14 protein-coding genes are annotated in these 15304 nt (G+C 75.8%); 7 read left to right on the forward strand and 7 right to left on the reverse strand.

Annotated features, from left to right (window positions below):
- Positions 1-130: 130 nt before the first annotated feature.
- The gene (locus tag ACIQKA_RS19505; protein ID WP_402541687.1) at positions 131-1447 is read right to left on the reverse strand and encodes a DUF6397 family protein; all 1317 of its coding nucleotides are present in this window, start codon (positions 1445-1447) and stop codon (positions 131-133) included.
- A 212-nt stretch (positions 1448-1659) separates the two neighbouring features.
- A complete protein-coding gene (locus ACIQKA_RS19510) occupies positions 1660-2073 on the reverse strand; it encodes a roadblock/LC7 domain-containing protein (RefSeq protein WP_383154263.1) in 414 nt (137 codons plus the stop codon).
- A 152-nt stretch (positions 2074-2225) separates the two neighbouring features.
- Between ACIQKA_RS19510 and ACIQKA_RS19515 the strand changes: the two genes are divergently transcribed.
- Positions 2226-2651 carry a PPOX class F420-dependent oxidoreductase gene (locus ACIQKA_RS19515; protein WP_402541689.1) on the forward strand — a complete coding sequence of 142 codons (426 nt, stop codon included), beginning with the start codon at positions 2226-2228 and terminating at the stop codon, positions 2649-2651.
- Between the two features lie 43 nt (positions 2652-2694).
- Here the strand turns inward: ACIQKA_RS19515 and ACIQKA_RS19520 are convergent, their stop codons facing one another.
- The 3 genes from ACIQKA_RS19520 to ACIQKA_RS19530 form a co-directional block, all read right to left on the reverse strand.
- Positions 2695-3312 carry a GTP-binding protein gene (locus ACIQKA_RS19520; protein ID WP_402541691.1) on the reverse strand — a complete coding sequence of 206 codons (618 nt, stop codon included), beginning with the start codon at positions 3310-3312 and terminating at the stop codon, positions 2695-2697.
- A complete protein-coding gene (locus ACIQKA_RS19525; RefSeq protein WP_402541825.1) occupies positions 3293-3661 on the reverse strand; it encodes a DUF742 domain-containing protein in 369 nt (122 codons plus the stop codon). Before ACIQKA_RS19525 ends, ACIQKA_RS19520 begins: the two co-directional genes overlap by 20 nt.
- A gap of 533 nt (positions 3662-4194) precedes the next feature.
- On the reverse strand, positions 4195-5028 hold the full coding sequence (locus tag ACIQKA_RS19530) for an MHYT domain-containing protein (RefSeq protein WP_402541693.1): 834 nt from the start codon (positions 5026-5028) through the stop codon (positions 4195-4197).
- 228 nt (positions 5029-5256) lie between these two features.
- Here ACIQKA_RS19530 and ACIQKA_RS19535 point away from each other — a divergent pair, with 228 nt between their 5' ends.
- The 3 genes from ACIQKA_RS19535 to ACIQKA_RS19545 all read left to right on the forward strand — a co-directional run bounded on the left by ACIQKA_RS19535 (position 5257) and on the right by ACIQKA_RS19545 (position 7309).
- The gene (locus ACIQKA_RS19535; RefSeq protein WP_402541695.1) at positions 5257-5862 is read left to right on the forward strand and encodes a class I SAM-dependent methyltransferase; all 606 of its coding nucleotides are present in this window, start codon (positions 5257-5259) and stop codon (positions 5860-5862) included.
- A 163-nt stretch (positions 5863-6025) separates the two neighbouring features.
- Positions 6026-6343: a hypothetical protein gene (locus ACIQKA_RS19540; RefSeq protein WP_402541697.1), complete on the forward strand. Its 318-nt coding sequence runs from the start codon at positions 6026-6028 to the stop codon at positions 6341-6343.
- Between the two features lie 96 nt (positions 6344-6439).
- Positions 6440-7309: a hypothetical protein gene (locus ACIQKA_RS19545; RefSeq protein ID WP_402541698.1), complete on the forward strand. Its 870-nt coding sequence runs from the start codon at positions 6440-6442 to the stop codon at positions 7307-7309.
- Between the two features lie 12 nt (positions 7310-7321).
- On the opposite strand, the gene ACIQKA_RS19550 is transcribed toward ACIQKA_RS19545, so the two are convergent.
- Complete coding sequence (locus ACIQKA_RS19550; protein ID WP_383445677.1) at positions 7322-7918, reverse strand: HD domain-containing protein; 597 nt, start codon at positions 7916-7918, stop codon at positions 7322-7324.
- A 168-nt stretch (positions 7919-8086) separates the two neighbouring features.
- On the opposite strand from ACIQKA_RS19550, the gene ACIQKA_RS19555 reads away from it, so the two are divergent.
- The gene (locus tag ACIQKA_RS19555; protein WP_391094934.1) at positions 8087-9463 is read left to right on the forward strand and encodes a tannase/feruloyl esterase family alpha/beta hydrolase; all 1377 of its coding nucleotides are present in this window, start codon (positions 8087-8089) and stop codon (positions 9461-9463) included.
- A 68-nt stretch (positions 9464-9531) separates the two neighbouring features.
- On the opposite strand, the gene ACIQKA_RS19560 is transcribed toward ACIQKA_RS19555, so the two are convergent.
- Positions 9532-10608 (reverse strand): acyl-CoA desaturase, encoded by a 1077-nt coding sequence (locus tag ACIQKA_RS19560; RefSeq protein WP_383445683.1) that lies wholly within the window; start codon positions 10606-10608, stop codon positions 9532-9534.
- Positions 10609-10903: 295 nt separating this feature from the next.
- Here ACIQKA_RS19560 and ACIQKA_RS19565 point away from each other — a divergent pair, with 295 nt between their 5' ends.
- Both ACIQKA_RS19565 and ACIQKA_RS19570 read left to right on the forward strand, forming a co-directional pair.
- Complete coding sequence (locus ACIQKA_RS19565; RefSeq protein WP_402541827.1) at positions 10904-13873, forward strand: DEAD/DEAH box helicase; 2970 nt, start codon at positions 10904-10906, stop codon at positions 13871-13873.
- Positions 13870-15183, forward strand: a complete 1314-nt coding sequence (locus ACIQKA_RS19570; RefSeq protein WP_402541701.1) for an SWF or SNF family helicase — start codon at positions 13870-13872, stop codon at positions 15181-15183. The genes ACIQKA_RS19565 and ACIQKA_RS19570 overlap by 4 nt, the downstream gene beginning before the upstream one ends.
- Positions 15184-15304 lie beyond the last annotated feature (121 nt).

Consider the following 15304-nt stretch of genomic DNA (forward strand, 5'->3'; position numbering starts at 1 on the left):
CCTCCGGGGCGGCCGCTCCGCGAGGGCCACCGGTCGCCGGGCGTCGGCAACGCCCGACGCCCGCCGCGACGGCCCGCCACCCCACCGTCCGGTCCCACGCCCGAGCGGGCCTGCGCCGGGGCCGCGATCCTCAGGGCCACGTCACCGGGCGCCTCCGCCGCCGCCGAGGGTGCGCCTCGCCACCCGCCCTCCTCCGGCGGAACCTGTCGAGGAACCGGGTGCGGGCCGGGCGGGCGGCCCGGCGGGTCGTCACGGACGGAGCCGGGGTTGCGGCGGACGGAGGCGGTACCGCAGAGGGGGCCGGGGCCGTGGAAGGAGCCGCAGTCGGCCCCGGGGCCGTGGTCGTGGACGAAGCCGGGGCCGGGACCGAAGGAGGAACCGGGGCCGAAGCCGGGGCCGGGGCCGTCGGAAAAGGCCGGGCCGCCAAGAAAGGTCGCGCCGTCGGGAAAGGCGGAGCCGTCGGCAGGGACCGGGGCCGGGCCGACAGGGCCCGCGGGCCGCCGCGGAGCACCACCGGAACGGCCCACGGGTCCGCCGCTCCGGGCCGTACGGAAGGCATCGCGCCGGGCCGCATGAAAGACGCCGCGTCGGACCGTGCGGCAGGCTCGGCGTCGATCCCCCGGGCGGTCGGAACGATCGGCTCGGTCGTGGCGGCCTCTCCCGGGTACGGGGCCGGGCACGCGGCCCGCGCCTCGTCCAGGGCGAGCGTCAGGCTCAGCCGGTGCCAGAGGATCTCGTCCGGGTCGTCGGCGCGCGTGAGCCGCTCGGCGAGCTCTCGCGCGGTGGCGGACACCGGCATTCCGGCCGGTGGCGGCGGGCGCAGCCGGTCGAGGTGGGCTCGTTCGTACGGGTCGTCCACGACCTCGGCCACCTGGAGCGGGTCCAGCAGGGAGGCGACCGCCGAGGCCCGCGCCCACGGGTCGTCGGTGCCGCGCAGCAGCAGGGCGAGCCGCCGCGCCCGCCAGTTCCTCGGCCGCAGGTCCTCACCCGCGGCCAGGCGTTCGCGAAGCTCCGACGGCAGCCGCCCCGCGAGCAGCGCCGGACAGGCACGGCCGAAGTCGGCGACCTCCTCCGCCACATACGTCCACACCACCGCCCGGTAGCGGTTCAGCGAGAACCGCACCGGACTGAGGTGGCCTGTCCGGGCCAGCCTGGTGAACCGCTCCGGGGTGATCCCGAGGAGTGCGGCGGCCTCCCCGGTGCCCACCGCGCGCACCCGGTCGCGCAGGCCGGCGGGGAAGTCCGGCGCGGCCTTGAGCCGGTCGAGCTCGCCCCGTTCGACCCTCCGCCGTCCCCCCTCCCCGGCCGCTACCGTCCGCACCAGGCCGAGCTGGACCGCGAGCCGGAACTCGTCGCGTTCCAGCTCCAGTTCCCGCGCGGCCCGCGCCGGCGTCACCGTGCGCGCCGCTTCGCCCGCCGCCCTCTCGCGACCGTCCGCCATCGTCATGCGACCGTCCACCGCCATCGCGCGGCCCTCCCCCGTACGTCCGTGCTCTCCGTGGCGCGGATCCGTTCGACCCGCCGAAAAGAACGTAACGCAGAGTGACGAACCCCGCACCGCCTGTGGAAAACCGCTTGTGGACAACCCTTGGCGAAGCACCGGCAGAACCCCGAGGGGGTACGGCGAGGGGCAGTGAGGGGAACGACCGGGACAGAGCGTCAGAACGGGCCGTCACCCGGATGGCCGGGCTGCCGCGCCTCGACTCCGAGATGTTCGCCGACGCGGTTGACCAGCAGCGTCATCTCGTACGCCACCTGGCCGACGTCGGCCTCGGCCGCGCTCAGGACGCACAGGCAGCTCCCCTCGCCCGCGGCGGTCACGAAGAGCAGCGCTTCGTCGAACTCCACCATCGTCTGGCGTGCCCGGCCCGCCTCGAAGTGCCGGCCCGAGCCCCGGGCGAGGCTGTGCAGACCGGAGGAGACGGCGGCCAGGTGCTCGGCGTCCTCGCGCGCCAGCCCGTTGCTCGCGCCCGTCACCAGACCGTCGTTCGACAGCACCAGCGCGTGCCGTATGTGCCCGACCCGCTGCGTCAGGTCGTCCAGGAGCCAGTCCAGTCCCTTGTTCAACGCCATCAGTGGTCCTCCCCCTGTGCGGTGCGTCCCCGTCGACCCGGATTCCCGTGCTCCCCGTGCCGGCGTGGTCCGCGTGTCGGCGCAAGCCTTACGCACTGTCGTGGACAGGGCAAGCACTGCACCACGCCCGCGCGTGCCTCAGGATGGGAAGCATGACGAGGATGACCGAGGAGCAGTGGCGGGCCTTCGTGTCCGAGGGCACGCGCACCGGCAAGCTGGCGACCGTCCGCGACGACGGCAGTCCCCACGTCGTGCCGATCTGGTTCGTGCTCGACGGCGACGACTTCGTGTTCAACACCGGCAAAACCACGGTGAAGGGCCGCAACCTCGCCCGCGACGGACGGGTCTCCCTGTGCGTCGACGACGACACCCCGCCGTTCTCCTTCGTCACGCTGTTCGGGCGTGCCCAACTCGGCGAGGAGCCGGACGCGTTGCGCCACTGGGCCACCCGCATCGGCGCCCGTTACATGGGTGGGGACCGGGCCGAGGAGTTCGGCGAGCGCAACGCCGTCCCCGGCGAACTCCTCGTCCGGGTGAGGATCGACAAGGTGATCGCCGAAGCCGGCCTCGCCGACTGAGGGGCCGGAACGGACGTCCGGTCCCGCGCCCACGTCGCCCCGCTCAGCCCACGGTGCCGAGGAGTCGGGCGGTGTGCATCCGTCCGGCGTGCTCGACCAGGCGGATCAGCACCTCCTTCCCGGAGTCCCGGTCGCGCGCGTCGCACAGGACGACGGGCGTGCCCCGGTCCAGGTCGAGCGCACGGGAGACGTCGTGCGCGCCGTAGGCACGCGCGCCCGTGAAGCAGTTGACGGCGACCACGAAGGGGATCCGCCGGTGCTCGAAGTAGTCGACCGCCGGGAAGCAGCCCTCCAGGCGCCGGGTGTCGGCGAGGACGACCGCGCCGAGCGCGCCCTGCGCCAGCTCGTCCCACAGGAACCAGAACCGGTCCTGGCCGGGAGTGCCGAAGAGGTAGAGGGAGAGCCCGGAGCGGATCGTGATGCGGCCGAAGTCCATGGCGACGGTCGTGGTGGCCTTCCGGCCCACGCCGCCGGTGTCGTCGACGAACTCCCCCGCCCGGCTGAGCCGTTCCTCGGTGCGCAGGGGCCGGATCTCGCTGACAGCGCCGACGAGGGTGGTCTTGCCGGCGCCGAATCCGCCGGCGACGAGGACCTTCAGGGCGAGGACGGTGCTGTCCGCGTCGTCGTCCGCGCCGGTTCTCTCAGAGTGCTCGTAGGCCATCGATTACTTCCCTCAGGATTCTTTCGTCGGGGAGCCGCGCGGGCGGCACGGGTCGGCGGACACGCACGAAGCCCGATTCGAGGAGGTCTCCGAGGAGCCCCCGGACGACTCCGACGGGCAGGTCGGCGCCGGCGGCGAGTTCGGCCACCGACTGGGTCTCGACCCGGCACCGGGGTCGCGGGCCGGTGCTCCGGTCGGCCGTTCCCGCTGTTCCCGCTCTTCCCTCCGCTCCCCCGCCGGCAGCGGTACGGAGGTGCCGCGCGGGCGCAGGGCGGTGACCCCGGCGGGCGTCCGCCCGGATCCCGACCGCTGCTCCGACCCTGATTCCGGGCGTGGTTCCGGCCGCGATTCCGCCGTGGTCCCCGGCCTCTGTTCCGGGCCGGGTTCCGGCCGTGCCGTGAGTACGGGGACGGGGCGGCGTCCTGGGCGGTGGTGACGGTGGCGAAGCCCCACAGGGCGAGGAGCGGGACGACCGGGACCACCAGAGGGGAGACGATCTTGGCGCGGACCGTGCGGGGGCGCAGGCCGGTGCGCGCGGCGGGCCGGACGCGGTCGCCGCCGGAGGCGGAACGATCCCGGAAGAGGTGCCCCCGGAGGGACTGAGGGCCTCTCCGGGGGCGGAGGGTCCGTCGGCGCCCGGAGGCGCGGTCGGCGCCCCGTCGGCCGTGCGGTCGACGGCCGGGAAGGATCCGGGGGCGTGCTCCTCGGGCCCGTCGGCGGCCGGCCCCGCGTGCGCGCGCCGCCCGCGCGCGGCTGTCGGCGGTGCCGGTGCCCCGGCGTCCTCGGTCCTGCGGGGAGTTCGCATGGCCTCCTCGTTCCGGCTGCGGCTGGCTCTGGTGCGGTGGGACGGACGGGGACGGCTCGACCGGGAGGGGCGTCGGGTCAGGGCGTGCGGGGACGGACGGCTCCGGCGGCGCGGGGGCCGGGAGGCGTGGCGGCGTCCGCCGGATGCCCGTCCGGTGCGGCGGGGCGTCCCGCGGAGGCGTACGCGGCGCGTTCCCCGGCCGTCGGGGAGAGGGCGACGAAGGCGGCGGTGGCGAAGAGGTACGAGCCGAGGCCGACGGCGAGCGGGAAGACGAACTGCACGACCGTGGCGCCGGGGAGGGCGCCGGAGGGCGCGACGTCGACGCTCACCGCGAGCGTGCCGGTGTACTGCATGCTGCTGACGGCCGCGCCCATGAGGAGCGGGGCGACGGCCACGGCCGCGGGCGCGTGGATGTGCGGGACCGCCCACGGCGCCGCGGTGGCGGCGACGACGGCGATGAGGACGGACAGTCCGAGCAGCAGGGGGTCGTACCGGACCTGGCCGTGGAGCCGGAGGGCGGCCATGCCCAGGTAGTGCATGCTCGCCACGCCGACGCCCGTGGCCGGTCCGCCGATCAGCGGGGAACGGACCCGGCCGCCTCCGTGGCCGACGACGAACACGCCGGCGCCGACGACTCCCATCGCGACGACGAGGCCGAGGACGGTGGGCGGAACGTCGTAGCGGATGTCGGTGCCCCGCACTCCGAATCCGAGCATCGCCACGAAGTGCATCGTCCAGATGCCGCTGCCGATCGCGGAGGCGGCGGTGAGCAGCCAGTTCCGTCGTGACCGGCCGGTCGCGTCGAGCGCCCGCACGGTGCAGCGCAGTCCGAGGGCGGCGCCGACGCAGGCCATCGCGTCCGACAGCACGGGGGTAAGCCGGCCGAAGGCGGCGTGGTCCAGGTGTCCCATGGCTCAGGGACGCTAGTGCGCACCGAGGGGCGCGTCGGGGGCGCATTTCGAAAGCTGATGGAATGTGACAGAGAGCTGACCCCGAACGATCGCGCCGAGTTCGAACGCTCACCCAGAAAGCCCACGCCGTACGTTCACCCCTCCGGGTGGCGTACGTGCCGGGCCCTCACCCCTTCGGGCGGCGTATGCGTCGGACCCCCACCCCTCCGGGTGCGGGATCATGGGCGCATGAGCGACGACCCCACACGCGTCCGAGAGTTCTTCGGTGCCCGCGCCGCCGACTGGGACAGCCGGTTCCCCGACGACGGCCCCGCGTACGCCGCCGCTGTGACCGAGCTGGGCCTGCGTCCGGGCGGCTCGGTCCTCGACGCGGGCTGCGGGACCGGCCGCGCGCTTCCACCGCTCCGCGCCGCCGTGGGGCCGTCCGGCACCGTCGTCGGGTTGGACCTCACCCCCGAGATGCTCGAACGGGCCGTCCGGGCCGGACGCGGCGGCGCGGACGGCGGCGCGCTGCTCCTCGCCGACGTCGGCCGGCTGCCCGTCCGCGACGGCGCGCTCGACGCCGTCTTCGGCGCGGGGCTCGTCTCGCACCTCGCGGACCCCGCCGCCGGTCTGCGGGAGCTCGCCCGTGTCGTGCGGCCCGGCGGCCGGCTCGCGCTGTTCCACCCGATCGGCCGGGCCGCCCTGGCGGCCCGGCACGGCCGCGCCCTCACCCCGGACGACCTGCGCGCCGAGCCCCGGCTGCGCCCCCTGCTCGCCGGGGCGGGCTGGCGGCTCGTCGAGTACGTCGACGAGGACGCGCAGTACCTGGCCCTGGCCGTCCGCGAGGACTGAGCCACCGGAGGCCCGCCCCGCCGGCCCTGCCGGGGGAGCCGGCCCGGCACCGGGGCGCGCACCCCGTGCCCCGGTGCCGGGCACCGACGCGCCCTTCTGCGCCGACGCCCTACTGTCTACGGTGGAAGCGCCGGGCAGCCGTGCCCGGGAAAGGCGGCGGGCCGTGACACGGATACCGGAAAGTCTCCGCAGACTCCTTCCCTTCGCCCGGAGGCCGCCCGGGGCCGCCGCGCCGACGACGGCGCGCCCCGCCCGGCAGGGGCACAACCTCTTCGAGGCGGCGGCGGCGTACGTGGCCGCGTGCGCCGAGGACGACCCCGCCCGGGCGGAGGAGGCCGCGCACCGCGTCTCCCCCGACGCGCTCTCCTTCGGCGTGAACGAACTGGCCTGCCGGGCCCTCGTCGCCCTCGCCCGGCAGCGGAACGAGTCACCGCTCGCCGTGGCCCGCTCGCTGCTCGGCCTGCGGAGCGACCCGGTGTGACCTCGGACGCGCCGGGCCCTCCCGTCGCGGAGAAACCCTCGACGCGTGGGTTACTCACTGGTTAAGGTGCGCCGACGACCGGATGGGGAGGCTGCCGTGGCTGGGACGGACCCGATCGCCGAGGGCGACGGCGACGCCGACGCGCTGTTCGTGCTGACCGCGGCGCTGCTGACGCCCGCGCGCTTCCCGAGCGTGCTCGGGGACGACTATCCGGCGGCCTGCGCGGCCCTGGGGCTGGCGACGGATCCGGAGGGGTACGGACTCGTCTTCGGCCAGGACGGCCTGGGGGCGCGGTGGACGGTCGTCGTCGACGACGTGTCGCTGGTCGCCGTGGCCATCTCCTCCTGGGACTGCGGCATGGCCTACGACCTGTCCCCGGACGAGCGGTCCGTGGTGGCCGGGCTGCCGGGCTGGCCGCTCCCCGTGGCGACCTCCGCCCCGGGGGTGCCGGCCCCGCACGACCCCGAGCCCGAGGAGGGCGACCCCGCTCCGCTGGCCCCGCCGTCGGGTGACGCGTGGGGCCCGGCCCAGCGCCGTCTGGGCGCCGACCAGGTGGCTCTCCACTGGACCGCCTGGCGGTCCCGGATGGGCGACGACGGCACGTACGCGGAGGGCGCCGAGGGCACGGGGACGGCGGAGGACCCGGGGGCCGCGCCCGCCGGAGCCGCCGGGAGCGACCCGTACGACGGCGTCAGAAGGGTCCTGGACGAGCTGCACGCCTATCTGGAGGAGCCGCCGCCGCTGGGGCGGGTGCGGTCGGCCCCCGACGCGGAGGCCGGCACGCGCCTGCTGCGCGCGGACGGCCCCGGCTGGTCGTTCGTGGCGAAGGCCGACGACATGGCGTTCGTCCTGCTCGACGAGGTGCCGCGCGAGGTGCTGCCGGTGGCGCGGGGCGAGAGGCTTCCCGCGCTCCTCGAAGCACTCGACGCGATGGCCGTGCGCCCGGCCCGGGCCGGCGCCTCGTAGAAACCCGGGGGCTCAGGTCAGGGCGTGGCCGTACGCGGCGGCCAGGCCGTCGAGCTCCGGGTCGCCGTACGCCGCGCGCAGCGCCCCGAAGGCCGCGACCTTGTCCCGGCCGAACCGGCTCACGGAGACCGCGTAGGTCTCCGGGGACAGGAACCTCGGCGGTGTGCTCTTGCTGTGGAACTTGTCCGCGTACATGACCATCCGCTCCTCCGGCGTGACCGCGAGGTAGTCGGCCGGCGGCAGCGGCAGCCCCTGTGCGAGCACGTCCTCCTTGGTGAGCCCGACGCCCGTGTGGCACGAGCAGAACCGGCACACGGCCTCCGGCAGCCCCTCGGCCGCCAGGAGCTCGTGCCCCAGGATCCCGTGCCGGATGTAGTTCCGGCCGTCGAGCCGCCCCTCGGTGTCGTACAGGCGGTACACCCCGATGTCGTGGAGGAGGCACCCCGCGCGCACGAGCTCCGGATCGAGGTTCCCGCCCGTGCGCGGGAGCAGGCGCTCGGCGATCCGCCACACGATCTCGCAGTGGGTGAAGACGCGCTCGAAGGCCTCCTCGTGAGGAGCGTGTTTCCTGTGCAGTTCGCGGATCTCGTCGACCGAGGGAATGTGCATCCCCGCAGCCTAGTGAGCCGGGTGCGCGACGGCTCCGGGCCCCCGGTCCGGGGCGCGCACCATAGGACGACGGTCCGAGATGTGGTCTCCGACCATGGTCCGGCGGAAGGGGCGCGCCGCACGATGTGGCGCCACTTCACTTCTCCGCCGTCCCACCGGAGGCCCATCATGCGCCTGTTCCCGGGCGTCTCCCTGTTCGCCGCGTTCCTGGCCGGAGTCACCGTCCTCGCCCCCGCTGCCCCCGCCGGGGCCGAGTCGGGGGCCGCCGCGCACTGCTCGGGCCGGCACCGGCTCCACGTGCCGGGCGCCGAACACCAGCGGTCCGCCTGTCTGGACGACCTGACGACCGCCGGGCTCGCGGGCACGCCGTACACCGACATGGCGGACCAGGCCGGCCTCGCCGCGAAGGGGACCCGCAACCCCTCGGGGGTGCCGGGCGTCCAGATCGACGGCTACTTCCCCGACGACTCGCGGCTCAACGCCACGCACGGCTGGGCCCACGACTCCCAGTTCGTCATCCGGCTGCCGGACCGCTGGAACGGCGGACTCGTCGTCACCGGCGCGCCCGGCACCCGCCGCCAGTACTCCACGGACGCGCTCATCTCCGACCGGGTGCTCGCCCGGGGCTTCGCCTACGCCTCGACCGACAAGGGCAACACCGGCCCGGACTTCTTCACCGACGGGCGGAGGCCCGGCGACGCGGTCGCCGAGTGGAACCGCCGGGTGACCGAGCTGACGCTCGCCGCGAAGAAGGCCGTGCGGCAGCGGTACGGGCGGTCCCCGGGGCACACGTACGTGACCGGCATCTCCAACGCGGGCTATCTGACGCGCTGGCAGCTGGAGAACCGGCCCGAGCTGTACGACGGCGGGGTCGACTGGGAGGGCGTGCTGTGGACCGCGCGCGGCCCCAACCTCCTGACGAGCCTGCCCGTCACCGTGGCGCGCTCCCTGGGGCGGGCCACCGACGAGGACCTGATCGGGGCCGGGTTCGCACCGGACTCGCGCTTCCTGTGGCCGTACCACGAGCAGGCGTACTGGGGCCTGACGCAGAAGATCTTCCGGGCCGAGTTCGACCCCTCGTACGACCCGGCCTGTCCGGGCTCCACCGCAGGCCGGACCGCGGAGGAGATCTTCGCGCCCTGCGCCTCGGACGCGTCGTACGACTACGCCTCCCGGCCGGCGTCCGTCCACCGCGCCGTCGCGGAGGTCGCGCTCACGGGCCGGATCGGCAAGCCCCTCATCACGCTCCACGGGGACCTGGACACCCTGCTGCCCATCACCACCGGCTCCGACGTGTACGCGCGGATGGTCGAGGACCGGGGGCGGGGCCGGCTGCACCGGTACTACACGGTGCGGGACGGGACGCACACCGACGGCCTGTACGACACGTATCCGGACCGGCTGCGGCCGATCCTGCCGTGCTACCGCTCGGCGTTCGACGCGCTGACCCGCTGGGTCGAGGAGGGCGCGGCGCCGCCCGCGGACCGCACGGTCCCGCGGCCGGCGGACGGTGACGTGGTCGACTCCTGCGCGCTGACGGGGTGAGCGCCCCGGGCCGCCGGAGGGTGGTGCGGCCCTCCGGCGGCCCTCCGGCGGCCCGGCGCCGGTCCCGTTCAGCCGCGCAGGGACGCGCCCACCTCGTGCAGGTGCCCGAGGGCCCGGCGGTACGAGTCCACGAAGCCGGTCTCCGTGTACGGGACGCCGAGCGCGGCGCAGTGGGCCCGTACGGCGGGCCGGGCCAGCCGGAGGTTCGGGCGCGGCATGCTGGGGAAGAGGTGGTGCTCGACCTGGTGGTTGAGCCCGCCGAGGAACCAGTCGGTCGGGGCGCCGCCGCGGATGTTGCGCGAGGTGAGCACCTGCCGGCGCAGATGACCCCAGTCGTCGCCGTCCTCGTGCTCGTCCGGCCGCTCCATGCCCTTGTGGTTGGGGGCGAAGGCCATGCCCAGGTGGACGCCGAGGAGCATCTGGTGGAGCAGGGCGAAGACGAGGGCCTGGGCGGGCGTGAGGAGGGCGAGGAGCAGGGTCGCGTACCCGGCGAAGTGGGCCAGGAGGAGGCCGCCCTCGACGAGCCGCTCGCGCCGGGTGCGGCAGGGGCCCTCCTTCGCGAGCAGGGCCCGGATCCCGTACGCCTTGAGCGCGATGCCCTCCAGGGTCGTCAGCGGGAAGAAGAGACCGGCCTGGTGGCGGGTGAGGAAGCCGCGCAGGCCCGTGCGGCCCGCCGTCTGGTGCTCGGCGAAGACGAGGACGTCGGCCGCGACGTCCGGGTCCTTGTCGAGGTGGTTGGGGTTCGCGTGGTGCCGGTTGTGCTTGTCGTTCCACCACTCCCTGCTCATGCCGAGGAGGAGGTTGGCGTGGAAGAGCTGGACGGCGCGGCTCGTCCCGCGGTCGGCGGTGATCTGGGAGTGCCCGGCGTCATGGGCGACGAAGGCGGCGCGGGTGGAGAGCAGGGCGAGGGGGACGGCGAGCGGGAGCGCCCACCAGGAGGGGCCGACGAGGGCGAGTCCGGCCACCACGGCGGCGATGCCCAGCAGGTTGAGGACGATGACGCGGGCGTACCAGCCGGGTCGGTGTTCGAGGAGGCCCTGTTCCCTGACCGTCCGCAGGAGCGGGGCGAACTCGCTGCCGCCCCTGGCGCGGGCGGGTGCCGCGGGAGGTGCGGCGGCCGGGGGCGGGAGGGTGGCCTGGGACATGGCGGGCTCCGGTTTCTGTCGATCGGTGGGTGCTCGGTGAGCAGTCGGCAGGTGCTCGGCGGGCACCCACCGAACGTACGGACGCGCGGCCTTGTGGAGCCATGGCGTCACCACCCGGCCCGGCCGGGGGGCGCGCCAGGGGGCCGGGGTGGGGAGAGCCCCACCCCGGAAGGAGCCTCCGGGAGGGAGTTCGGCCTGTGGCGCGGATCACCGCGGACGAAGGCGCGCGGGGGCGTCCGGTGGGGTACTCTCGGCGGCTCGATACAAGTAGTCAAATTTGAGGAATGCGTTGTCGCTGTCGTACGGACCCGATGATCCGACCCGCGAACCCACCGGAAGTCTCCCCCGCAACTCCGCCGTCTTCCTCCCCGCGGATCCGCCCCGCGCCGGGCGGATCGCCTTCTGGTCACCGGACGGCGAGCCGCTGCCGGACTCCCCCGGAACCCGCCCGGCCGCCGACGGACTCACGGTCGTGGACGGCGGCACCCTCCGGCCCGTGACCGTCCCCGCCCGGACCCTCTCCGTACGGGACGCCCTGCCGCTGCTCGTCCGCGCCCGGTTCTCGGACGCCGCGTCCCCCTCGGCCGCCTTCTGGGGCGCCGCCGCGCTGCTCGCCCTCGACCTCGTGGCGCGCGGTCTGCTCCTGCCCGGCCTCACGTCCGGGGACCACGACGCGTGGCGGGCCGGGCCGCTCGGCCCCGAGGACCTGGGGAAGCTCCGTACGCTCGCCGCGTCGATGCCGCCCACGGCCCATGCCGTCCCCCTCCCCGCCGCCTCTCCCGACGCTCCGCCCCTGCTCCCCGAACCGGAGGCGTTGCTCCGGGCCTTCGCCGACGCCGTCGCGGACACCCTGCCGCGCACCCCGGCGGCTCCGGCGGCGGCCGGCGGGCCCGCCTTCGCGGCCGAGGCGGCGGGGACGTTTCCCGAGCACCGGGCGTGGGCGTCCGACGTGGCCGCCGTGCACGACGCGGGCGTCCGCCTCTCGCTCCGCCTCGAACTGCCCGGTTTCACCGCCGAGTCGCGGGAGGCACCCGGCTTCCGCGCGGTGCTCCAGCTGCACGGCGTCGCCGACCCGGCCCTGGTCGCGGACGCCGCCGAGGTGTGGTCGGGCTCCGGGCCGGTCGGGGCGGCGTTCGGCCCCCGCGCCCGTATGGACGCCCTGCTCGCCCTCCGGCGCGCCGCCCGCGCCTGGCCCCCGCTCTCCCCGCTCCTGTCGGCGGCCGTGCCCGACACGGTCGAACTGGCCGACGAGGAGGTCGCGGAACTCCTGGGCCCGGCGGCCGACGCCCTCGCGGCCCTGGGCGTCCGGGTCCACTGGCCGCGCGAACTCTCCGACCGGCTGACGGCCCGGGTGGAGATCGGCCCGCACGCGTCCGGCACCGGTGTCGGCACCGAGACAGACGACGGCGCCACCCGTACCGACGGCCGCATCGACGCCGACGTGCACGCGGGCACCGATGCCGACACCCGTATCGGCGCGGGTGCCTCCTCCCTGCCCTCGCTCCTCGCCGCCGACTCCCTCCTCGCCTTCAACTGGCGCTTCGCCGTGGGGGACCACGAGCTGACCCGCGCCGAGCTGGACCGGCTGGCCGAGACCGGACGGCCCCTCGTACGGCTGCGCGACAGGTGGGTCCTCGTCGATCCGGCCGAGGTCCGCAGGGCCAGGGCCCATCAGGACCGCGAGGTCACTCCGGTGGACGCGCTCTCGGCCGTCCTCACCGGGACGACCGAGGTCGACGGGCGGGCCGTCGAGGTGGCCGCGACCGGCCCGCTGGAGCGGCTGCGGGAACGGCTCGCGAACCCCGGGGGCGACCGGCCCGAGGTGGCCCAGCCCGCCGCGCTCGCCGCGACCCTGCGCGACTACCAGCTGCGCGGGCTCGACTGGCTGCACCGGATGACCTCGCTCGGTCTCGGCGGCTGCCTCGCCGACGACATGGGCCTCGGCAAGACGATCACCCTCATCGCCCTGCACCTGCACCGGCAGACCGATCCGGCGTCGGCGGGACCCACCCTCGTCGTCTGCCCGACCTCCCTCATGGGCAACTGGCAGCGGGAGGTCGAGAAGTTCGCGCCCGGCACGCCGGTGCGCCGCTTCCACGGCGCCGCCCGCGACCTGGAGGGGCTCCCCGACGGCGGCTTCGTCCTCACCACGTACGGCACCATGCGGCTCGACGCCGAGCGGCTCGCCGAGCGGGACTGGGGACTCGTCGTCGCGGACGAGGCCCAGCACGTCAAGAACCCGTACTCGGCGACGGCCCGCCGGCTGCGGACCGTCGGGGCACGCGCACGCGTGGCGCTGTCCGGCACGCCGGTGGAGAACAACCTCTCCGAGCTGTGGGCGATCCTCGACTGGACCACGCCGGGGCTGCTCGGCGGCCTGGGCGCCTTCCGCGCCCGGTTCGCCACCGCCGTCGAGGGCGGCCGCGACCCGGCCGCCGCCGCGCGCCTGGCCGCGCTCGTCCGGCCGTTCCTGCTGCGCCGCCGCAAGTCGGACCCCGGCATCGCGCCCGAGCTCCCGCCGAAGACGGAGACCGACCGGACCGTGTCGCTGACGCCCGAACAGGCCGGGCTGTACGAGGCGGTGGTGCGGGAGACGCTGGCCGCGATCTCCGAGGCCGACGGAATGGCGCGCCGCGGTCTCGTCGTGAAGCTCCTGACGGGGCTCAAGCAGATCTGCAACCACCCGGCCCAGTACCTCAAGGAGGAGCGGCCGGAGATCGAGGGGCGGTCGGGCAAGCTGGAGCTGCTCGACGAACTCCTCGACACGATCCTCGCCGAGGGCGCGTGCACCCTGGTCTTCACCCAGTACGTGGGGATGGCCCGGCTCCTGGAGGCGCACCTCGCGGCGCGGGGCGTGCGGACGCAGTTCCTGCACGGCGGCACGCCGGTCGCGGAGCGGGAGGCGATGGTCGCCCGCTTCCAGAACGGGGAGGTGCCGGTCTTCCTGCTCTCCCTGAAGGCCGCCGGGACGGGGCTCAACCTCACCCGCGCCGAGCACGTCGTGCACTACGACCGCTGGTGGAACCCGGCGGTCGAGGCGCAGGCCACCGACCGCGCGTACCGGATCGGGCAGGACCGGCCGGTGCAGGTCCACCGGCTGATCGCCGAGGGGACGATAGAGGACCGGATCGCCGCGATGCTCGACCGCAAGCGGGAGCTCGCGGACAGCGTCCTCGGCACCGGCGGGGACCTGCCGCCGGAGCTGACCGAACTGACCGATGCCGAACTGGCGGAGCTGGTGCGACTGCGAGGGGACGGACGATGAGCGGGTACGGACACGGGGACGGCGAGCGGACGTTCGCGGCGCTGCCGCCGGCCCGGGGCGGGGCGTTCACCCGGACCTGGTGGGGCCAGGTGTGGCTCAAGGCCCTGGAGGACACCGCGCTCGACGGCCAACAGCTCAAGGCGGGGCGGCGCCACGCGCGCGCGGGGGCGGTGGGAGCCGTGTCGGTGCGGCCCGGCCGGATCACCGCGGTGGTCAAGGACCGGGACGGCACGGCGCACCGGAGCGACGTGCTGGTGCGGGAGTTCTCCGGGGAGGAGTGGGAGCGGCTGCTCGACCTGGCGGTGGACAGCGCGGGCCACATCGCGGCGCTCCTGGACCGCGAGATGCCGCCGCACCTGGTGGAGGACGCGGCGGCGGCCGGGCTCGACCTGCTGCCGGGCGTCGGCGACCTCGATCCGGAGTGCGGCTGCGAGGCCTGGGACCACTGCCCGCACACGGCGGCGCTCTGCTACCAGGTGGCGCGCCTCCTGGACGAGGACCCCTTCGTCCTGCTCCTGATGCGCGGGCGCGGCGAGCGCACCCTCCTCGACCAGCTCCAGGAGCGCAGCGCCTCGCGTGCCGCCGCTCCCCCGGCGCGCGACGGGGACGACGGCGACGGCGCCTCCGGGGACGTCGGCGGGATGCCGGGCGTGCCGGCCGGGGAGGCGTACGCGTCGGCGTTCCTGCTGCCGCCGCTGCCCGGCCCTCCGGGCGTGCCGGACGCGCCGGGCCGGGCCCCGTCCCTGGACACGGACACCGAGCCGGAGCCGGGGGTGGACCCGGCGGCCCTCGAATTCCTCGCGGCGGACGCGGCGGAGCGCGCGCACCGGCTGCTGGCCGAGGCGCTGGGGTCGGACGGCGGCGCGCCGGGGTGCGCGGAGGCGGGCCTGACGGGCGCTCAGGACGCGGTGCGTCTCGCGGCGGCTTCTCCCGCTCCGTGGATCGCGGCGCGGCTCACCGCCGGTTCGGGACGGTCGCGGGCGGAGATGGACCTCGCCACGCGCGCGTGGCGGCTCGGGGGCGCCGCCGCCCTCGCCGTACTGGAGGAGGAGTGGGCGCCGGACTCCGAGGCGCTGACCCGCGCCGGGGCGCGGCTCGCCGAGGCCTGGGAGGACGACGAGCGGCCGGTCCTGCGGCGGGCGGGCGGGGCGCGGTGGACGGCCGTGGGCGCGGAGGCGCAGCTGCGGCTCGGCGAGGACGGCCGCTGGTGGCCGTACCTCAAGTCGGGGGGCCGCTGGACTCCGGCGGGCCCGCCGGACCGGGACCCGGCGGCGGCCCTGGCGACGGCCTCGGCGGCGGGCGCGGTCTGAGGCGGGCCGGGTCCGGGACGGGCGTGGCCCGAGGCGGCCCGGTCAGGGACGGGCACCACCCCGGGCCTATGAACGGCGCCGGGCACCGTCCGGGCCGGAGACCGGGCCGCGGTGGGCGGCA

This window comes from Streptomyces sp. NPDC092045, assembly GCF_044756005.1.
Lineage (GTDB): Bacteria > Actinomycetota > Actinomycetes > Streptomycetales > Streptomycetaceae > Streptomyces.

What these genes read in the sequence shown, in the direction of transcription:
- ACIQKA_RS19505 (WP_402541687.1), bottom strand. Translation starts at nt 1,447, where the DNA reads ATGACGATGGCGGACGGTCGCGAGAGGGCGGCGGGCGAAGCGGCGCGC.
- ACIQKA_RS19510 (WP_383154263.1), bottom strand. Translation starts at nt 2,073, where the DNA reads ATGGCGTTGAACAAGGGACTGGACTGGCTCCTGGACGACCTGACGCAG.
- ACIQKA_RS19515 (WP_402541689.1), top strand. Translation starts at nt 2,226, where the DNA reads ATGACGAGGATGACCGAGGAGCAGTGGCGGGCCTTCGTGTCCGAGGGC.
- ACIQKA_RS19520 (WP_402541691.1), bottom strand. Translation starts at nt 3,312, where the DNA reads ATGGCCTACGAGCACTCTGAGAGAACCGGCGCGGACGACGACGCGGAC.
- ACIQKA_RS19530 (WP_402541693.1), bottom strand. Translation starts at nt 5,028, where the DNA reads ATGGGACACCTGGACCACGCCGCCTTCGGCCGGCTTACCCCCGTGCTG.
- ACIQKA_RS19535 (WP_402541695.1), top strand. Translation starts at nt 5,257, where the DNA reads ATGAGCGACGACCCCACACGCGTCCGAGAGTTCTTCGGTGCCCGCGCC.
- ACIQKA_RS19550 (WP_383445677.1), bottom strand. Translation starts at nt 7,918, where the DNA reads ATGCACATTCCCTCGGTCGACGAGATCCGCGAACTGCACAGGAAACAC.
- ACIQKA_RS19555 (WP_391094934.1), top strand. Translation starts at nt 8,087, where the DNA reads ATGCGCCTGTTCCCGGGCGTCTCCCTGTTCGCCGCGTTCCTGGCCGGA.
- ACIQKA_RS19560 (WP_383445683.1), bottom strand. Translation starts at nt 10,608, where the DNA reads ATGTCCCAGGCCACCCTCCCGCCCCCGGCCGCCGCACCTCCCGCGGCA.
- ACIQKA_RS19570 (WP_402541701.1), top strand. Translation starts at nt 13,870, where the DNA reads ATGAGCGGGTACGGACACGGGGACGGCGAGCGGACGTTCGCGGCGCTG.